Origin of the sequence: Alkalibacillus salilacus (genome assembly GCF_030812915.1) — a bacterium.
GTDB lineage: Bacteria > Bacillota > Bacilli > Bacillales > Alkalibacillaceae > Alkalibacillus > Alkalibacillus salilacus.
This window is the reverse complement of record NZ_JAUSTQ010000010.1, coordinates 83683-100258: the sequence shown is the minus strand read 5'-3', so window position 1 is coordinate 100258 and position 16576 is coordinate 83683. Positions and strand designations below refer to the sequence as shown.

Below are 16576 nucleotides of genomic sequence, written 5' to 3'. Positions count from 1 at the left end.
ATACTCTCCTCCTGGTAATCGTTTTTGTGGTTGAAAACATTGTACCATGTGGAGAGGAAAATGACCCTTTTTACACAATTATATGGACTCTATCGGTAACAGAAGCTAACTCGATGGAAAAGATTCAAAACTCGATGATAACGGTTGTGCAGTCGATGGTAAACTTCCTCCAAGCGATGATATTTGATGTGGAGTCGATGGAAAACGTCTGCAGGTCGATGGAAAAGCCGCGGAACTCGATGATAAATCGCCTACTTACACAATTATGTGGACTCTATCCATCTGAAATTTACGGGACAAGCGCTTCACGAAAGGTTGTAAATGCCCACAAAATGAAAAATCGTTCAGTTAAGGATGCATCAGGTGCTGCAAGTTTAACTGAACGACTTTTTATATCTTTAAGCAAAATCCGGCGCGGGTTTGGTGACGCTTGTTGTGATGTCGTACATGAGTTCATTTAGGATGTTTTCGACTTTTTTGCGGACGGCGGGGTTGAAGTAGCGCCGTTCTTCTTCGTAACCGCGGGCCAGGAATAAATAGGTTGAAAAGGTGTCGTTTTTTTCGATGAAGACGACGTCGATTTTTTTCTGGTCCATGGTTTTGCGTAGTTCGCGTCGTTCGGTGCGGGCTTGGTGGATCATGCGCCGCAGTAGTTCTAGGTATGGTTCTTTGATTTTATATGGGCCGTTTTCAACGGAGCGAATATCTTGTTCTAAGACGACGATGGTCATGGATAAGAATAAATAACGTGATGCCATGCGTCCTTCTTCTTCGTTTAAATAAGGCATGTCGATCCCTCCGGTTGCATTTATCGAACGTTTGTTCTATTATATGAAATAACATTATAAAAATCAAACCCTTAATGACAAATTGGTAAAAAAGTAGGCAAACGGGTAATTTTTTTATAAAATGAAGGGAGAGATATAGAAGGAGTTAATGTTATGAACGATGATGCGACAAATCTGGATGAACTACAGGATTTAATATCAGATAATGTTATTGGTGGATTTATCATACGATTGCTCGAATTTTACGGTAGTTTTGGGCCCATTCCAGGTGTGTTATTGCCGTTTATTGAAGCGTTTTTGCCAATTTTGCCGAACTTGGTATTTATTTTGGCTAACTCGATTGTGTACGGGCTTGTTTTCGGGTTTCTATATTCGTGGATTGGTGCTTCTGCTGGTGCGGTTGTTGTCTTTATACTCGTCCGCAAGAGTGAACGGTTTAATTGGGTGCGGCGAATTAAGTATCAACGCCATATTCAGCGGATTACGAATTTTTTCGACCGACGCGGATTTGGGCCGATGTTCTTGTTGTTATGTTTCCCGTTTTCACCGTCAGCATTAATTAATGTGGTTGCGGCGTTTACGAAAATGTCGTTACAATCGTTTATTTTAACGGTTGGGCTTGCAAAAGCAGTGATGATTTTCTCAGTTTCATATGTTGGTGATAGCTTGGCATCGTTTGCGACTGAGCCGATTAAAACGATCGTCGTTGGTATTGTCGTTGGGCTGTTTTGGTTGATTGGGAAGTTTATCGAAAAACGGATCACGTCGAAAGCGGACCGTGATGATGGTGAAGCGAATTAAAAGGGGGAGACGCGTGTGGCCTTACAATTTATCTTAGGACGAGCCGGTGCTGACATCGGCTCGTATTGTTTAGAGGAAATCGAGCAGGCTCTGCAGCATGATCCCGCGGGAGATCCGATTTTGTATATTGTGCCGGATCAGATGGCGTTTCAGCAGGAGTATGGACTGTTAAGTGACAGTAACTTGCCTGGGTCGATGAGGGCGCAAGTGTTTAGTTTCTCGCGGCTAGCGTGGTATGTGTTTCAAGCGGTCGGTGGAGGCACGAAGCCGTTTATTACGTCGACTGGGATTCAAATGTTGCTTCGGAAAATCACGGAGGAGCATGAACAGTCGCTCGAAGCGTTTCAAAAGGCGATGGATAAGCAAGGGTTCATTGATCAACTCGAGGCGATGATTACAGAGTTGAAGCGGTATCGAGTGACACCAGAGTCGCTGAGTCGAATGGTTGAGGAATTGAATCAGAGTGCACATTTGACGCCGAGTGAAGCGGCGTTAAAACGCAAGCTGGATGATTTGTTGTTGATTTATGACAAACTCGATCAGCAGTTGGCTGGGCATTATGTCGATAGTGAGGATCAGCTGGAGATTATGGTTGAGAAAATTGCGACGACGAATGTTTTACGTGATGCGACGATTTATATTGATGGGTTTCACCGGTTTACACCGCAAGAGTATTACGTGATTGAAGCACTCATGCGTCATGCGAAAGATGTGAAGATTGCCCTTACATATGATGGACGTGGGCAAGGTTTAGGCGAATTGGATTTATTTTATCAGACGAAAACGACGTATGAGACGTTGACGGAGATAGCTGAGCAGGCGGAAATTCCAGTACGTGAGCCGATGATGCTTTATCCAGATGAGCGCCGGTTTCAAAATAATCCAGCGATGAATCATTTGGAGCGTCATTTTACGGATCAACCAGCACCCGTTTATGAAGGGGAAGCGCCGATTCAAATTGCTGAAGCGGTACACCCACGTGCGGAAGTTGAAGGTGTGGCGCAAGAGATTGTGCGGTTGACACGTGAAGAAGGTTATCGTTATCGCGATTTGGCGTTGTTAATCCGTGATGACGCAACGTATCATGATTTGATCGAAACGATTTTCCAGGATTATGGCGTGCCGGTCTTTTTAGATGAGAAGAAAACAATGCTCAATCACCCGTTTATTGAGTTAATCCGAACAGGGCTTGAAGTGATTGACCGTGATTGGCGTTATGATGCAATTTTTCGTTTGCTTAAAACTGGGTTTATTCAAGCGACGGATGAGACGTATCCACTGACCCAAGATGCGATTGATTCGCTTGAAAATTATGTGCTGGAATATGGTGTTCGAACGCGGGATGCATGGCTTTCGGATCGTGACTGGCGTTATCAGCGGATCTTCGGATTAGACCAGCGTTCGCAGACGGATGAAGAACGCGAAATCGAACGGCAAATGAATGTGTATCGCAAGCAAGTGGTCGATGCGCTTAAAGATTTTGACCGTGATGTTCGTGAGGCTGAGACAGTTGGTGCAACGTTAGAAGCAGTCTATACGTGGCTTGAACGAATTGGTGCGCCTGAGCGATTAGAAGCGTTACGTGACGGATTTGACGATGACGGTGATGTGGAAACCGCGCGCGAGCAAGAGCAGGCGTGGCAAGCAGTAATGCAGTTGTTTGATGAAATGGCAGACATGCTTGGTGATGAAGAGATGTCATTACCGTTATTCCGAGATGTGTTGGATGCGGGGCTTGAGACGTTAGAGTTTTCCCATGTGCCGCCAACGATTGATCACGTCATTGTCGGTAATGTGGAGCGTTCAAGGATTGCGAATGTAAAGGTGAGCTTTTTACTCGGGGTAAATGATGGAGTTTATCCGATGAAGCCGCCACAGGAAGGGCTCGTGTCGGATGATGAGCGGGCGTGGTTAGAAGAGCGTGGTATGCTGTTAGCTGACCCAGCTGAACGTGTACTGTTAGATGACCGTTTTTATATGTATCTGGCATTTACGCTTGCGAGTAATCGAGTTCATGTGAGTTATGCGCTCAGTGATGAAGAAGGAAAACAGAAGATGCCAGCTGCGGTTGTGAAGCAGTTGAAAACGATGTATCCGCAGGCGCGTGAGACGTTGTGGCTTGATGATGAAGATCATGAGGATCCTTTAAGATTCGTGACAAATCCAGAAAAAACACGGTCGATTTTAACAGCAGAGCTATCGAAGTATTTACGCGGTTATCCGATTGATCGCGTGTATTGGGATGCGCTTCATTGGTTTATGGCGCATGAATCAGCTGATGGCACTGCGCGGCAAATTTTAAGTGGTTTATTTTACCGGAATGAACCAGCGTCATTAGGCAGTGATACGGCGAGCGCGATGTTTGACCAGACGATGAAGTCGAGCGTGTCACGGCTTGAGACATATCACCAGTGTGCGTATCATTATTTTGCGAAATATACGCTAGGGCTGGAAGAGCGGCCACTTTATCAACTGGAGGCGCCTGATATTGGGCAGTTGTTCCACGAATCGCTTCGGTATATTACGGAGTGGGTATACGCGGAAGGGCGCGCGTTTTTCGAATTAACTAATGACGATATTGTTCAGTATGCGCGCCGAGCGGTTGAGCAATTAGCGCCGTTGTTGCAGCATCAGATTTTATTCAGCTCGAATCGTTATCAGTATATTTTGCGCAAGTTAGAACATGTCATTATTCGGGCGACGACGGTCTTAGCACGGCAAGCGAAGCAGTCGGATTTCCAGCCAGCAGGAATTGAGCTTGGTTTCGGTCGGAAAGAGAAGCTGCCACCGCTTCAGCTCGACTTAATGAACGGGTATCAGTTGGAGTTAAATGGCCGTGTTGACCGGGTTGATCAAGCAGAAATCAATAATCAGCTGTATTTACGTGTCATTGATTATAAATCGAGTGCGAAAGATTTGAAGCTCGTTGATGTGTATTATGGTTTGGCGCTGCAGATGTTAACGTATTTGGATGTCGTGCTGACGTATTCGGATCGTTGGTTGAATCAGCAAGCGGAACCAGCAGGAGTCCTGTATTTCCACGTGCATAATCCGACGTTGAATGATGGTGATTTGAAAGCGTTTGATGATGATGCGGTAGAAGATGCATTGTTGAAAGAATATAAAATGAACGGTTGGTTGTTAGGAGATGAGCAGGTAGCCGGAGCGATGGACCGTTCACTTGAGACTGGGACGTCAAAAATTGCGCCGTTCGGTGTCAAGAAAGATGGCTCGTTTAATGCGAGTTCGAAAACGGTGGATGAGTCGTTGTTTCGCTATATGAATCAATATGTGCGTGGATTGATGCAACAAGCGGGCAGTCAGATTGTGCGTGGTGATGTGTCACTTAATCCAGTGCAGACGAAGGATTATACGGCGTGTACGTTTTGTCCGTATCGATCGGTTTGTCAGTTCGATCCAACGCTTGAAGAGAATGATTTTGTTCGGATTAAAGATGAGAAAGATGATGCGATTCTACAGCGTATGATGGCGCGAGAGGAGGATGCATAAATGGCATGGACAGAGGAACAGTCGTTAGCGATTCATGAAGATGGACGTGATATTCTCGTGTCGGCTGCGGCCGGTTCGGGTAAGACGGCGGTGCTAGTCGAGCGGATTATTCAAAAGATGGTGCGCGACGAAGATCCATACAATATTGATGAAATGTTAGTCGCAACGTTTACGAATGCCGCAGCACAAGAGATGAAGACGCGTGTCGGTCAGGCGCTTGAACAGGCTTTAGAAAAGCATCCGAGCTCGCATCATTTGAAAAAACAGATTGCGCTGTTGCAACGGGCTAATATTTCGACGTTGCATGCGTTTTGTATGGATGTGACGCGTAAATATAGTTATGAGCTTGATTTGGATCCGAGTTTTCGGATTTTGGATCAAATTGAAGCCGATATGTTAAAGCAAGACGTCCTGCAAGATGTGTTCGAACGTTGGTATGGCCAAGAAGGAGAAGCACAAGAGGCGTTTTTCCGCTTTGTCGATAGTTTTTCGGGCGACCGAAATGATGAAGCGGTCGAATCGCTTGTCTTACATGTGCATGAATTTGCATTGCAGAATCCGAAACCGTTTGCGTGGCTGGAATCACTTGTTGACGCTGTTGATGTGAGTGAAGAGACGACGCTTGATGAGTTGAAATGGATGCCTTATGCGCGCTTTGACATACGTGAGGCCCTTGAAGCAGCGGTTTTTGATATTAAGCAAGCGATGGATGTCGCGCAAGATGTTAATGGTCCGGAGCATTACATGGAGACTCTTGAAAGTGACTCGGAGCAAGTGAACGCAATGCTAGAATACGCGGATGCGCCTTGGGAAGCATTGCGTGATGTCGTGTTAGAACGGCAGAAGTTTGCGACTTTATCACGGAAGAAATTTGAGTGTGATGAAGATTTAAAAGAACGCGTGAAAGATATTCGTAAGCGTTATAAAGATAAAGTGTCGGCGATGATTAGTCGTTGGTTTGAGCGGAAGCCAGAATCATTGATCAATGATTTACGTCAGTTAAAGCCTCATCTAGAGCAATTAGTCGATCTCGTGAAAGACTTTCATGCCTCACTCGATGCAGAGAAACGTACACAGGCAGTGCTTGAATTTTCGGATTTAGAGCATTATTGTTTAGAGGTTTTAATGAAAGATGGTTCGACGATGGATGCGCTTGAGCCGTCGGATGTGGCAAAGCAGTATCAAGCGCAATTTCGTGAAGTACTGATTGATGAGTATCAAGATACGAATCAGGTCCAGGAAACGATCTTGCAGTTGTTAACAGGTGATGAGTCGAATCATTTATTTATGGTTGGAGATGTGAAACAAAGTATTTACGGTTTCCGTCACGCGGAGCCGACCTTGTTTATGGAAAAATATCGCGCGTTTCAGGCGGATGATGGTGATGAACTGCGCATTGATTTGGCGCAAAATTTCCGGAGTCGGCATGAAGTGTTAGCGGGGACGAACTATATTTTCCGGCAATTATTAGATCCTCAAGTGGGGGAGATGGATTATGAGCCGGAAGCGGAGTTGATTTATAGTAATCGGGTTTACGAGACGCTCACGGATACGGATGTGGATACGGAGTTGCATGTTTTATCGCGTGAAGCGGATGATGAAACGAATCCGGATGACGAGTGGCAGTATTTAGAGAAAGCGCAGATCGAAGCACGGGCGTATGCGAAGAAGATTCAGTCATGGCTTGGGACGGATGGTAGTGAGCCGATGCAGGTGATTGATAAGGAAACAGAGAAACCGCGTCCTGTTCGCTATTCAGATATCGTTATTTTGATGCGGTCGAAGGCGTGGTTCGGAACAGTTGTTGAGGAGTTAAAACAGCTTGGGATTCCGGTGTACGCTGATTTGTCATCAGGATATTTGGAAGCAATTGAAGTGCAAGTGATGCTTAATGTGCTGAAGGCAATTGATAATCCGAAGCAAGATATTCCGCTTGCAAGTGTGTTAAAGTCACCGATTGTTGGCTTAAACGAAGATGAATTGGCACAAATTCGGTTGCATGGCCGAAAAGTGAGTTATTACGAAGCGGTTAAGCAGTATATGAGAGCAGGCGAGGACCGTGATTTAGTGAAGAGGTTGGAACGCTTTTTTGGACTGTTTGAGGCTTGGCGTGAGGAAGCGACTTATGGCGCATTATCACAACTGATCTGGCGTGTGTACCGTGAGACGGGCTACTATGAATTCGTCGGGGGTACACCTGGTGGCAAGCAGCGTCAGGCGAATTTACGGGCGCTTTACGATCGTTCTCGTAGTTATGAGAAGTCGGCTTATCGCGGGTTGTTCCGTTTCTTACGTTTTATTGAAAAGATGGAAGAGCGCGGCGAAGATCTAGGCGCGGCGCGTGCGTTAGGTGAGCAGGAAGATGTTGTTCGCCTTATGTCGATTCATACGAGTAAAGGCCTAGAGTTTCCGATTGTGATTTTAGGCGCTGCGGATAAGCAATTTAACACGCAAGATTATAAGAAACGCTATTTATTGCATAAAGATCTAGGCTTAGGTGCCAAATATTTAGATTTGGATAAACGGATTATGTATAAGACATTTCCGTTTGAGGCTATGTCAGTTGCGATGAAACGCGAGATGTTAGCTGAAGAAATGCGAATTTTGTACGTCGCGTTGACTCGTGCGAAAGAGAAATTAGTCGTGGTTGGAACAGTTGGAGACGTTTCGAAACGATTGGAGAAATGGCGTGAGGTGAGTGAGCACCCGAATTGGGTGTTGCCCGCTCATATGCGAGCGGATCAGGCTAATTACATGAACTGGGTTGGCATGGCGCTTGTTCGTCATGAAAAGGCTGATGAATTGCGTGAGGGTCCCGTGTCTAATCGCGTGCCTGAGGTAATTCAGGCAGATGATTCGTCGTGGCGTGTCGTCGTTGAGCATGCATCGGCTTATGAAGACCCGGAATGGGTAACGGTTGAACGGAATGATGCGCTTGAGCGTGCGATTACCGATTGGGATCGTGATGCGATTGAGACACCGTCCGAATCATATGCGGAAGTGGACCGACGGCTTCAGTATGCCTATCCGTATGCAGGAAGTGTGTCACGCCGGGCGAAGCAGACTGTAACGGAGTTGAAGCGAATCAGACAAGAAGCGGATGCTTATAGTGCGACAGATTTCATCAGGAGTCGTGTTGGTTCCAGTAGTTCGAGTGGGGCGTCGTCGCTTGAACGGCCGCGATTTATGAAAGAAGATGCGACGACGCTGACGAAAGCTGAAATCGGTAGTGCAATGCATACGGTGATGCAGCATTTACCGTTTGAATCGGCTTGGGATGAAGCGTCATTAGAGGAGTTCGTGTCAGGGCTAGTATTTCGAGATATTTTAACAGAAGAAGAAGCTGAGGCCATTGATTATGACGCGATTTTACAGCTAATGGCGACTGAGATAGGTAAGTCGTTAGAGCAATCGGCAGATATTCGGCGCGAATTACCGTTTACGATGGAATTGTCAGCTCAGGAGGTTTACCCTGATTGGGATGACCCGACTGATGAAAGCGTGTTGATCCAAGGTGTGATCGACTGCTTATTTGAAGTTGACGGGCAGTGGTACTTATTAGATTATAAAACTGATACAGTGAATGGTCAGGTAGATGAAAAAGTTCACGAACAGTTAGCCAATCGCTATGCTGTGCAAGTCGACTTGTACCGCCAAGCAGTCGAGTCGATTTGGCAGATTGAGCTTGCTGGTGTGTATTTATACTTCTTTGACCGGGCGTTTGTTGTGGATATGACCGAAAGAGAGCACTTCTGATAGTCAGAAGTGCTCTTTTTTTGATGGTGTGAAGCGGTCACTTGCTTGATCATCAGTTCATATTTTAATTAAGGTTCTTTTTCTGCTTAGATTTCGGGGTGAGGGCGTTGATAATGCCAAGCAGTAGGCCAATCACAATCATGCCATATGTAATAAATGGAGCGATACTCGTTTCATATAGTGTAGGGATCCACGGTTGATCACCAAAATAATTGATCGCAAGCCCGTGTAAGATGCCGCCTACAATTAGTGAAAATTCGATTAAATTAGGTTTCACAACGATCATCCTTTAATATGATTTAGTTAGAGTATATCGTGACTTGATTGAAGTGACAAATTAATTGGAATAGGAAATAATCTATGATAACATTATTTATAATAATTATAAATTGATATAAATTATAAATAGAGGTGAGGAGATGGCACAAAAATTACGGCAGCATCGTGAAATTATCATGGCTTTACTTGGTGGTGTGTTACTTGTCATCGCGTTTTTATCAGAAGCTTGGGGAAGTCCTGCGTTGACGGCAGTGTTTTACTTATTAACATTTACAGTCGGAGGATATTATAAAGCAAAAGAAGGTGTTTTGGATTTAGTCTATGATAAATCGTTGAATGTAGAAATTTTAATGATCATTGCAGCACTCGGGGCAGCTTCGATCGGCCATTGGCATGAAGGGGCGATTTTAATTTTCATCTTTTCAGTTAGTGGGGCAATGGAAACATATGCGAACCAAAAGAGTGAGCGTAATTTGTCATCTTTGGTGGAAATGGCACCAGGTGAAGCCAATCGATTGAACGATGATGATTCTGTAACTGTTGTTGCCTTAGATGAGTTAAATATAGGTGATCGCGTGCTCGTTAAGGATGGTGAACGGGTGCCAGTTGATGGTGTGATTTTAAGTGGTCAAACATCAGTAGATGAATCACCAATTACAGGAGAGTCGATGCCAGCTGATAAAGCGGCTGGTGATGATGTTTATAATGGCACGATGAACGGGACAGGTTCTGTTGTCGTTGAAATGACGAAGCCGAATAAGGATTCACTTTTCCAGAAGATGATTCGACTTGTGGAAGAAGCGAAAGAAAATCGACCGCCGACACAACAATTGATTGAAAAGATTGAAGGACCATACGTTGTGACGGTACTCGTGGTCGTTGGGTTGATGTTACTGTCACCGTTTGTATTTGGTTTTAATTTTGAAGACGTGTTTTACCGCGCGATGGTGTTACTTGTCGTTGCTTCACCATGTGCCGTTGTCGCCTCGATTATGCCGTCATTATTGTCAGCAGTGAGTACAGGTGCGCGTAAAGGTGTGTTGACAAAAGGTGGCGTTTATCTTGAACAATTGTCGAAAATGGCGGTGGTCGCATTGGATAAAACAGGGACGATTACGAAAGGCGAGCCAGTTGTAACGGATATTATGACGGCTGATGAGTTTGATGATCGTGATGTACTGCGTCATATTGTCGCAATTGAAAATCAATCGAGTCATCCACTTGCTGAAGCAATTGTACGGTATGGTGATACTCATGAAGTCCATGCCGATTTGGAGATTGCTTATACTGAGAGCATCACGGGTTACGGCATTCAAGCAGGCGTGAATGATGAGACTTGGTATGTCGGTAATGAAGCATTAATAGATAGATTAGGGCTTGTAAAAGATGATTTTATAAAAACGAAAAAAGCCTTACAACAGGAAGGTAAAACGATCATGTTTATTGCCAATGGGAAAGAAGTGGCAGGTATGATTGCGGTGAAAGATGAGATTAGGCCAGAAGCCAAACAATTAATTGAAACCCTGAATGAACGTGGCGTCAAAACGGTTATGATTACGGGTGATAATGACCAAACAGCACAAGCAATTAGTGAAGAAGCGGGGATTGATGAGTGGATCAGTGAATGTTTACCCGAACAAAAAGTACATGAAGTCGAGCGGTTGCGTGAGACATATGGCTCGATTGCGATGGTCGGCGACGGCATAAACGATGCACCTGCGATGGCGAAAGCTGATGTCGGAATTGCGATGGGGTCAGGAACAGATGTTGCGATCGAAACGTCTGATATTGTGTTAATGAACAATCTACTGAAAAATATTTCGATGACCTTCAACTTGTCGACTCGATTAAACCGTATTGTAAAACAAAATCTCGTATTCTCTGTTGCGGTGATTTTACTATTAATTGTCACTAACTTTTCGCAAGGTCTGACTTTACCTTACGGCGTTGTGGCTCATGAAGGCAGTACAATTCTTGTCATATTAAATGGTTTGCGTTTATTAAAAGAATAATAGATTAAGGACTGGATAATAGGGGACGTTTGATTTCAGGTTTTCCATCGCCTTGTAGAGGGATTCCATTGAGTTAGAGATGTTTACCATCGACTCGGTGGGCTTTATCATCGGCATTTAACCAATACCATCGACTATAGCCCGTTTTCCATCAAGTTATGCTAATTTATCATCATTTAGTCAGTTATTGGTAATGTCGTGTTATAATGAACTCAAAAAAAGGGAGCGGAAGTTATGGAAGCGACGGAGAAGCGTATTCAGTCGATTGATGCGATTCGAGGGTTCGCATTATTCGGGATTTTAATGGTCAATGTGTTGTCATTTAACTCACCACATTTTATGTACGGGGGAATCGACACGTTTTATGATGGTGAAGGTAGTGGCTGGATTTTGCCAATCATTGATATGCTCTTCCAAGCGAGTTTTTATCCATTATTTGCGTTGTTGTTCGGCCTTGGTCTTGCGTTGATGGCAAGGCGTCTTGAAGAGCGACAACCTGATCAGATGAAACGGGTGCTTACGAGGCGAATGTTAGCACTCGGATTATTTGGCTTATTACATGGGCTGCTTATTTGGTATGGCGATATTTTATTAACGTATAGTATCGTTGGATTATTAACCATTCCATTAATACATAAATCAATTCGCACGCTTGTCACGTGGGCTGTGTCAATGCTTGGTAGTGTCACGATTTTAATGACGCTTATGAATTATGGAATGCGAGACTATTTAAGTACCTATCGTGATACTGTTGCTATTCATCAGTCGATGACATTTTATAACGGCGATTACTCAGACATTTTTTCACGTAATTTAACTGATTGGCTTGTGATGTTTAATCCGATGCAAATCATTATTATGGTTCTCACGATTATGCCAATGTTTTTACTAGGAGTCATTGTTGTGAAGGCAGGTTGGATTGATCAGCCTCAGGAATATATGAAGGCGATTCGTAAGTGGATACTCATTTCAGGAGTCATTTTCTTTCTATTTAAAATCGCGCCACATTTTATGGGGAACCCAGAATGGTTTGATTTTACGAAGCAGAGTATAGGTGGTTCGTTTTCGAGTTTCTTTTATTTTTTAATTGGACTTGTGATCTTGCCTAAGTTAACAGTGACCTGGCTTGCAGCTGTTGGGAAATTATCGTTGACGAATTATTTAATGCAGTCGATTATAGCCTTTTTATTCTTCTATGGTGTTGGCCTTGGCTTTTATGGTGACTTATCACTATGGCAGTTGGTCGTGTATGTACTGATGGTTTATAGTGTACAAATCTTGTTTAGTGTATGGTACGTGAAGCGGTATCGGTTTGGACCTTTTGAATGGGTGTACCGTTCGTTAACGTATGGGAAAGCACAATCTATGAAACAATCTTCTTCATAAGTTTTTCATGGTATTTTAGGTGAAAATTCGTTACAATATATGACGGAAAGATTGAAAAGAGTAGAGGTGCTTTATGGCTGAAGTCAAGGGAAATGAAACGCTATCACGATTGTTTACATTATTGGTAGGTATTATGATTTTCGTCATGCTTAATATGAATGGAGAAGTGTTTCACCCGCTAATGATCGGTGAAGTCATGGAATTCTTTATTATATTACTGCTAGTTTGCGGAACTATGTATATGGCGTTATTCATTGGTGAATTAGTTTCAAAAACAAAATATAACAAGATCATTCAATCGGTTGGTAGTATTACGATTGCTATATATCTTGTTTATCTATTAATGGCTTAAAGGAGCGAAATCAATGTCTGAATCAGCTCGAAAACTACTTATTACAGAAATTATATTCTCATTTGGAACGATGTTATTTATCATTCTATATTTTATTGCTAGTAACGATTGGTATATGACGGTTGCGCTACTGACAGGAAGTGTTATGCTCGGTTTAATGTCAGCACGCCGTCTTGTTGAAGGAAGAAAAGGGTTTGGGGCACTCATTGCAGCATTAGCTGTGTTTGTGTTCTTTAGTGCAATTTTAGATTTTATTTAATATGATAAAACGCCTGAGTTACTTAACTCGGGCGTTTTTTAATTGTATTGACAGGTTGGTTGCTCGTATATATGGTGCGATTGCTACTGTTTACGGCGAAAACAAAAATATAGTAAAAAAAGCATTGAATCGGGGGTCTGATTCAATGCTTTTTCATTATATGTCATGTATTTGAATGCTTAGTTTAAAAGGTGCTCCTCTAAATCTTCGAGCATCAATTTAGCAGCGCGAACGCCACCAGCTGTGTTCCAAATTGTGTCACTAACTTTATAAGCGTTGTCGTTTTGAACGGCTTCTAAGTTGTTCCATAGTGGATCTTCAATCCATTCTTCTTCGACTGTCGATGCTTCGCCATCACCCGTTTCGTAAGTGAAATAGAAGATTGCATCTCCATCCATTTCGTCGATTCGTTCTTTCGTGACGTTTTGAGCTGCAAAATCATCAACATCCTGTGCTTCAGGGCGAGCTAAACCAACTTCATCAATGATGATGCCTGAGAATGAATCTTTATGATAGATACGAACGTCTCCGGCCATGAAGCGTACAATCGATACTTCTGTGTCAAGTTTGTCATTTGCTTCTAAGTCATCTGATAGTTGATCAACTTTTTGGTTGTAATTATCGAGTACTTCTTGACCTTTTTCAGGCATACCAACCGCCTCAGCAATTAGTTCGAAGTTGACTTTCCAATCACCACGCAGAGTTTCTTCAAAGACAGTAGGTGCAATTTGACTTAATGACTCATATTGGTCTTCTTGACGCATTTTATTACCAATAATTAAGTCTGGATCTAACTCGGCAATGCTTTCAAGTGAGATGTCGTTCTCAAGACCGACGACATTAACGCCTTCCATGTCATCTTCAATATGGTCGTACCAAGGATCACCTGTCCATGATTCAACCGCACCAACTGGTGTGATACCTAGTTCAAGTAGTGCTTCTGTACCATGGTTGGTTAAAATGACAATATCTTCTGGTTGCCCTTCAATCTCTGTTTCACCCATGGCGTGCTCAACAACGTAAGAATCGCCATTTCCTTCTGATTCACTGTTGTCTTCTGTTTCTTCAGATGATTCTTGATCTCCGCTTTCATTTGTCGTTTCTTCTTCAGAATCGTTGCCTCCACAAGCAGCTAAGAAGAGTGTAAATGACACAAAAGCGAATAAAATAAGTAATTTCCTCATGCGATAAGCCCCTTTATATGTTGTTTTAGTGATAATGATTATCAATTACATCTATTATCATATATGGCTTCACTTAACCTGTCAACAAATAATTGAAAATGACTTTCAATTAAATTGACATTCATTATCAATTAACGTAATATAGGACATGAAAGAGAAGAGTGAGAAAGGTATATCTTCACGATGTTAAAAAGCAATGCACTTAAAGGATTAGGACTTATTATTGGTTTGGTGATCGTGCTCATACTTATGTGGGCGAGTGTTTTATATGGGTATACCGATATTACATCTCAGATGATCATCGATTCATTTACAAATTTTGATGAATCAAACGAACATTATATTATACAGGATAACCGAATTCCCAGGTCTTTAATCGCCGCAGCTGTTGGTGCAAGTCTTGCAATTGCGGGAGCGATTATGCAAGGCCTAACAAATAACCCGCTTGCATCACCAACTATTTTTGGTGTGAACGCAGGTGCCAGTTTCTTTGTTGTATTTGGTGTAACGTTTTTAGGCATTACATCATTACAATCATTTGCCTGGTTCGCATTCGCGGGTGCTGCAGTTGCATCAGTAACTGTCTATCTTTTAGGATCATTAGGTAGTGATGGTTTAACGCCGATTAAAATCACGTTAGCAGGTGCTGCGATTGCAGCCCTATTCTCATCCATGACGCAAGGGATGCTAGCGATGAACGAGACCGCGCTTGAACAGGTTTTGTTTTGGTTAACTGGGTCTGTCCAAGGTCGTAGTTTAGAAATCTTAATGTCTGTCTTACCCTATCTAGTTGTTGGCTGGTTTGTTGCCTTGTTACTAGGAAAACATTTAAATGTCCTGGTTATGGGTGAGGAATTAGCCAAGGGTCTAGGCCAAAAAACGTACTTGATTAAATTAGCTGGTGCGCTTGCCGTTGTTTTGTTATCTGGCGGTGCAGTGGCAATTGCGGGTCCAATCGGATTTATCGGAATTGTTATTCCCCATATTGCTCGGTGGTTTGCCGGCATTAGCTATTCATGGGTGATTCCTTACAGTGCAATAATCGGTGCGATGTTACTTTTATCAGCCGATATTGCAGCACGATATGTTATTTATCCGCAGGAAGCCCCTGTTGGTGTGATGATCGCGCTTGTTGGCGTTCCCTTCTTCATTTATATAGCAAGGAGGGGCATCAATGAGTAACAAACAATTTCCGATTCGTTTAGGAAAAGTATCCTTTTTAATTGATAAAAAATCATTCTATATTATATCCTTGTTAACGTTTTTAGCTATTGTGCTTATGATCGTGAGCTTAGGGATTGGCCAGCTATTTATTTCGCCAGTCGATGTCATTCGAGCAGTAATCGGTCAAGGCACAGAAATGCAAAACTTAGTGGTTAACTCATTCCGAATGCCGCGTATTCTGTTATCGATGTTAGCAGGTGCTGCGCTTGCGATGTCAGGTGCGATTTTACAAGGATTGATTCGTAATCCACTTGCATCACCTGATATTATTGGAATCACAGGTGGTGCCGCGTTAACTACGGTGATCTTTTTAGCGATTTATACTGACCGTAGTAATACGTTAACAATGAGTATTCAGTGGTTACCGTTAGCATCGTTTATCGGTGCAGTCGTTATTGGTTTCCTTGTTTATTTCTTAGCTTGGAAAAATGGTCGCATCACGCCATTTCGTCTCGTTTTAATTGGTGTTGGTGTAGCGGCCGCAGCTGATGCTCTGACGTCTCTTGTTATGATCTTAGGCCCGATTCATTCAGCTGCGAAAGCGACTATTTGGTTAACAGGTAGTGTGAACGGGACAAATTGGAATGAAATTGCAACAATTGCGCCTTGGGTATTCGGCATTACGTTTATCTTGTTTATTTATGCTAGACGCTTAAATATGCAGGAATTAGGTGAGGATTTAGCAAAAAATGCTGGTCAATTAGTGCAACGCGATCGTTTCATGTTATTACTATTAAGCACATCACTTGCTGGCGGTGCGGTGGCGTTTGCGGGTGGTATTGGTTTCGTTGGTTTAATGGCACCACATATCGCTCGTAAAATCATTGGATCAGCGTTCGGCGCTTTAATTCCAGTGTCGGCCTTAGTTGGTGGAATGATTGTTGTCTTAGCTGACATTTTAGGGCGTATGTTGTTTATGCCACTTGAGGTCCCAGTTGGTGTGTTTACATCATTAATTGGTGCACCTTACTTTATATATTTATTATTTAAGAGCCATAAATAATGGTTTTTGAGAGGGGTTTGTC

At 43.1% G+C, this 16576-nt stretch carries 13 protein-coding genes; 10 read left to right on the top strand and 3 right to left on the bottom strand.

The genetic code is table 11. From position 1 onward, the window contains the following. Positions 1-461: hypothetical protein (locus tag J2S77_RS11555; RefSeq protein WP_306977527.1), on the top strand; the 461-nt coding region annotated here is incomplete at its 5' end. Here the strand turns inward: J2S77_RS11555 and J2S77_RS11550 are convergent. Further along, complete coding sequence (locus J2S77_RS11550; RefSeq protein ID WP_167263069.1) at positions 399-788, bottom strand: YhjD family protein; 390 nt, start codon at positions 786-788, stop codon at positions 399-401. The two genes, J2S77_RS11555 and J2S77_RS11550, sit on opposite strands and share 63 nt — an antisense overlap. 153 nt (positions 789-941) lie before the next feature. Between J2S77_RS11550 and J2S77_RS11545 the strand changes: the two genes are divergently transcribed. The 3 genes from J2S77_RS11545 to addA are packed head-to-tail and all read left to right on the top strand — an operon-like array spanning position 942 to position 8855. After that, positions 942-1589, top strand: a complete 648-nt coding sequence (locus J2S77_RS11545) for a TVP38/TMEM64 family protein (protein WP_306977525.1) — start codon at positions 942-944, stop codon at positions 1587-1589. A 15-nt stretch (positions 1590-1604) separates the two neighbouring features. After that, on the top strand, positions 1605-5099 hold the full coding sequence (gene addB / locus J2S77_RS11540) for a helicase-exonuclease AddAB subunit AddB (RefSeq protein ID WP_306977523.1): 3495 nt from the start codon (positions 1605-1607) through the stop codon (positions 5097-5099). Beyond that, entirely contained in the window at positions 5100-8855 is a 3756-nt protein-coding gene (gene addA / locus J2S77_RS11535; protein ID WP_306977522.1) for a helicase-exonuclease AddAB subunit AddA, read from the top strand. A gap of 64 nt (positions 8856-8919) precedes the next feature. Here addA and J2S77_RS11530 read toward each other — a convergent pair whose 3' ends face one another. After that, positions 8920-9132, bottom strand: coding sequence for a hypothetical protein (locus tag J2S77_RS11530; RefSeq protein ID WP_306977520.1), 213 nt, complete (start codon positions 9130-9132; stop codon positions 8920-8922). Between the two features lie 142 nt (positions 9133-9274). Between J2S77_RS11530 and J2S77_RS11525 the strand changes: the two genes are divergently transcribed. The 4 genes from J2S77_RS11525 (at position 9275) to J2S77_RS11510 (ending at position 13143) form a co-directional block, all read left to right on the top strand. Further along, positions 9275-11146: a heavy metal translocating P-type ATPase gene (locus J2S77_RS11525; protein ID WP_306977518.1), complete on the top strand. Its 1872-nt coding sequence runs from the start codon at positions 9275-9277 to the stop codon at positions 11144-11146. A gap of 234 nt (positions 11147-11380) precedes the next feature. Further along, a complete protein-coding gene (locus tag J2S77_RS11520; RefSeq protein ID WP_306977516.1) occupies positions 11381-12532 on the top strand; it encodes a DUF418 domain-containing protein in 1152 nt (383 codons plus the stop codon). 73 nt (positions 12533-12605) lie between these two features. Further along, entirely contained in the window at positions 12606-12884 is a 279-nt protein-coding gene (locus tag J2S77_RS11515; protein WP_306977514.1) for a hypothetical protein, read from the top strand. A gap of 13 nt (positions 12885-12897) precedes the next feature. Continuing rightward, positions 12898-13143, top strand: coding sequence for a hypothetical protein (locus tag J2S77_RS11510; protein ID WP_306977512.1), 246 nt, complete (start codon positions 12898-12900; stop codon positions 13141-13143). Positions 13144-13322: 179 nt separating this feature from the next. Here J2S77_RS11510 and J2S77_RS11505 read toward each other — a convergent pair whose 3' ends face one another. Further along, positions 13323-14327 carry an ABC transporter substrate-binding protein gene (locus tag J2S77_RS11505; protein ID WP_306977510.1) on the bottom strand — a complete coding sequence of 335 codons (1005 nt, stop codon included), beginning with the start codon at positions 14325-14327 and terminating at the stop codon, positions 13323-13325. 183 nt (positions 14328-14510) lie between these two features. On the opposite strand from J2S77_RS11505, the gene J2S77_RS11500 reads away from it, so the two are divergent. After that, positions 14511-15509, top strand: a complete 999-nt coding sequence (locus tag J2S77_RS11500) for a FecCD family ABC transporter permease (protein ID WP_306977509.1) — start codon at positions 14511-14513, stop codon at positions 15507-15509. After that, positions 15502-16554: a FecCD family ABC transporter permease gene (locus J2S77_RS11495; protein ID WP_306977506.1), complete on the top strand. Its 1053-nt coding sequence runs from the start codon at positions 15502-15504 to the stop codon at positions 16552-16554. Before J2S77_RS11500 ends, J2S77_RS11495 begins: the two co-directional genes overlap by 8 nt. Positions 16555-16576 lie beyond the last annotated feature (22 nt).

Bases quoted from the DNA above. Each gene is read 5' to 3' on its own strand.
- J2S77_RS11545 (WP_306977525.1), top strand. From the start codon at position 942: ATGAACGATGATGCGACAAATCTGGATGAACTACAGGATTTAATATCA.
- J2S77_RS11500 (WP_306977509.1), top strand. From the start codon at position 14,511: ATGTTAAAAAGCAATGCACTTAAAGGATTAGGACTTATTATTGGTTTG.
- J2S77_RS11515 (WP_306977514.1), top strand. From the start codon at position 12,606: ATGGCTGAAGTCAAGGGAAATGAAACGCTATCACGATTGTTTACATTA.
- J2S77_RS11520 (WP_306977516.1), top strand. From the start codon at position 11,381: ATGGAAGCGACGGAGAAGCGTATTCAGTCGATTGATGCGATTCGAGGG.
- J2S77_RS11510 (WP_306977512.1), top strand. From the start codon at position 12,898: ATGTCTGAATCAGCTCGAAAACTACTTATTACAGAAATTATATTCTCA.
- J2S77_RS11550 (WP_167263069.1), bottom strand. From the start codon at position 788: ATGCCTTATTTAAACGAAGAAGAAGGACGCATGGCATCACGTTATTTA.
- J2S77_RS11525 (WP_306977518.1), top strand. From the start codon at position 9,275: ATGGCACAAAAATTACGGCAGCATCGTGAAATTATCATGGCTTTACTT.
- J2S77_RS11505 (WP_306977510.1), bottom strand. From the start codon at position 14,327: ATGAGGAAATTACTTATTTTATTCGCTTTTGTGTCATTTACACTCTTC.
- addA (WP_306977522.1), top strand. From the start codon at position 5,100: ATGGCATGGACAGAGGAACAGTCGTTAGCGATTCATGAAGATGGACGT.
- J2S77_RS11495 (WP_306977506.1), top strand. From the start codon at position 15,502: ATGAGTAACAAACAATTTCCGATTCGTTTAGGAAAAGTATCCTTTTTA.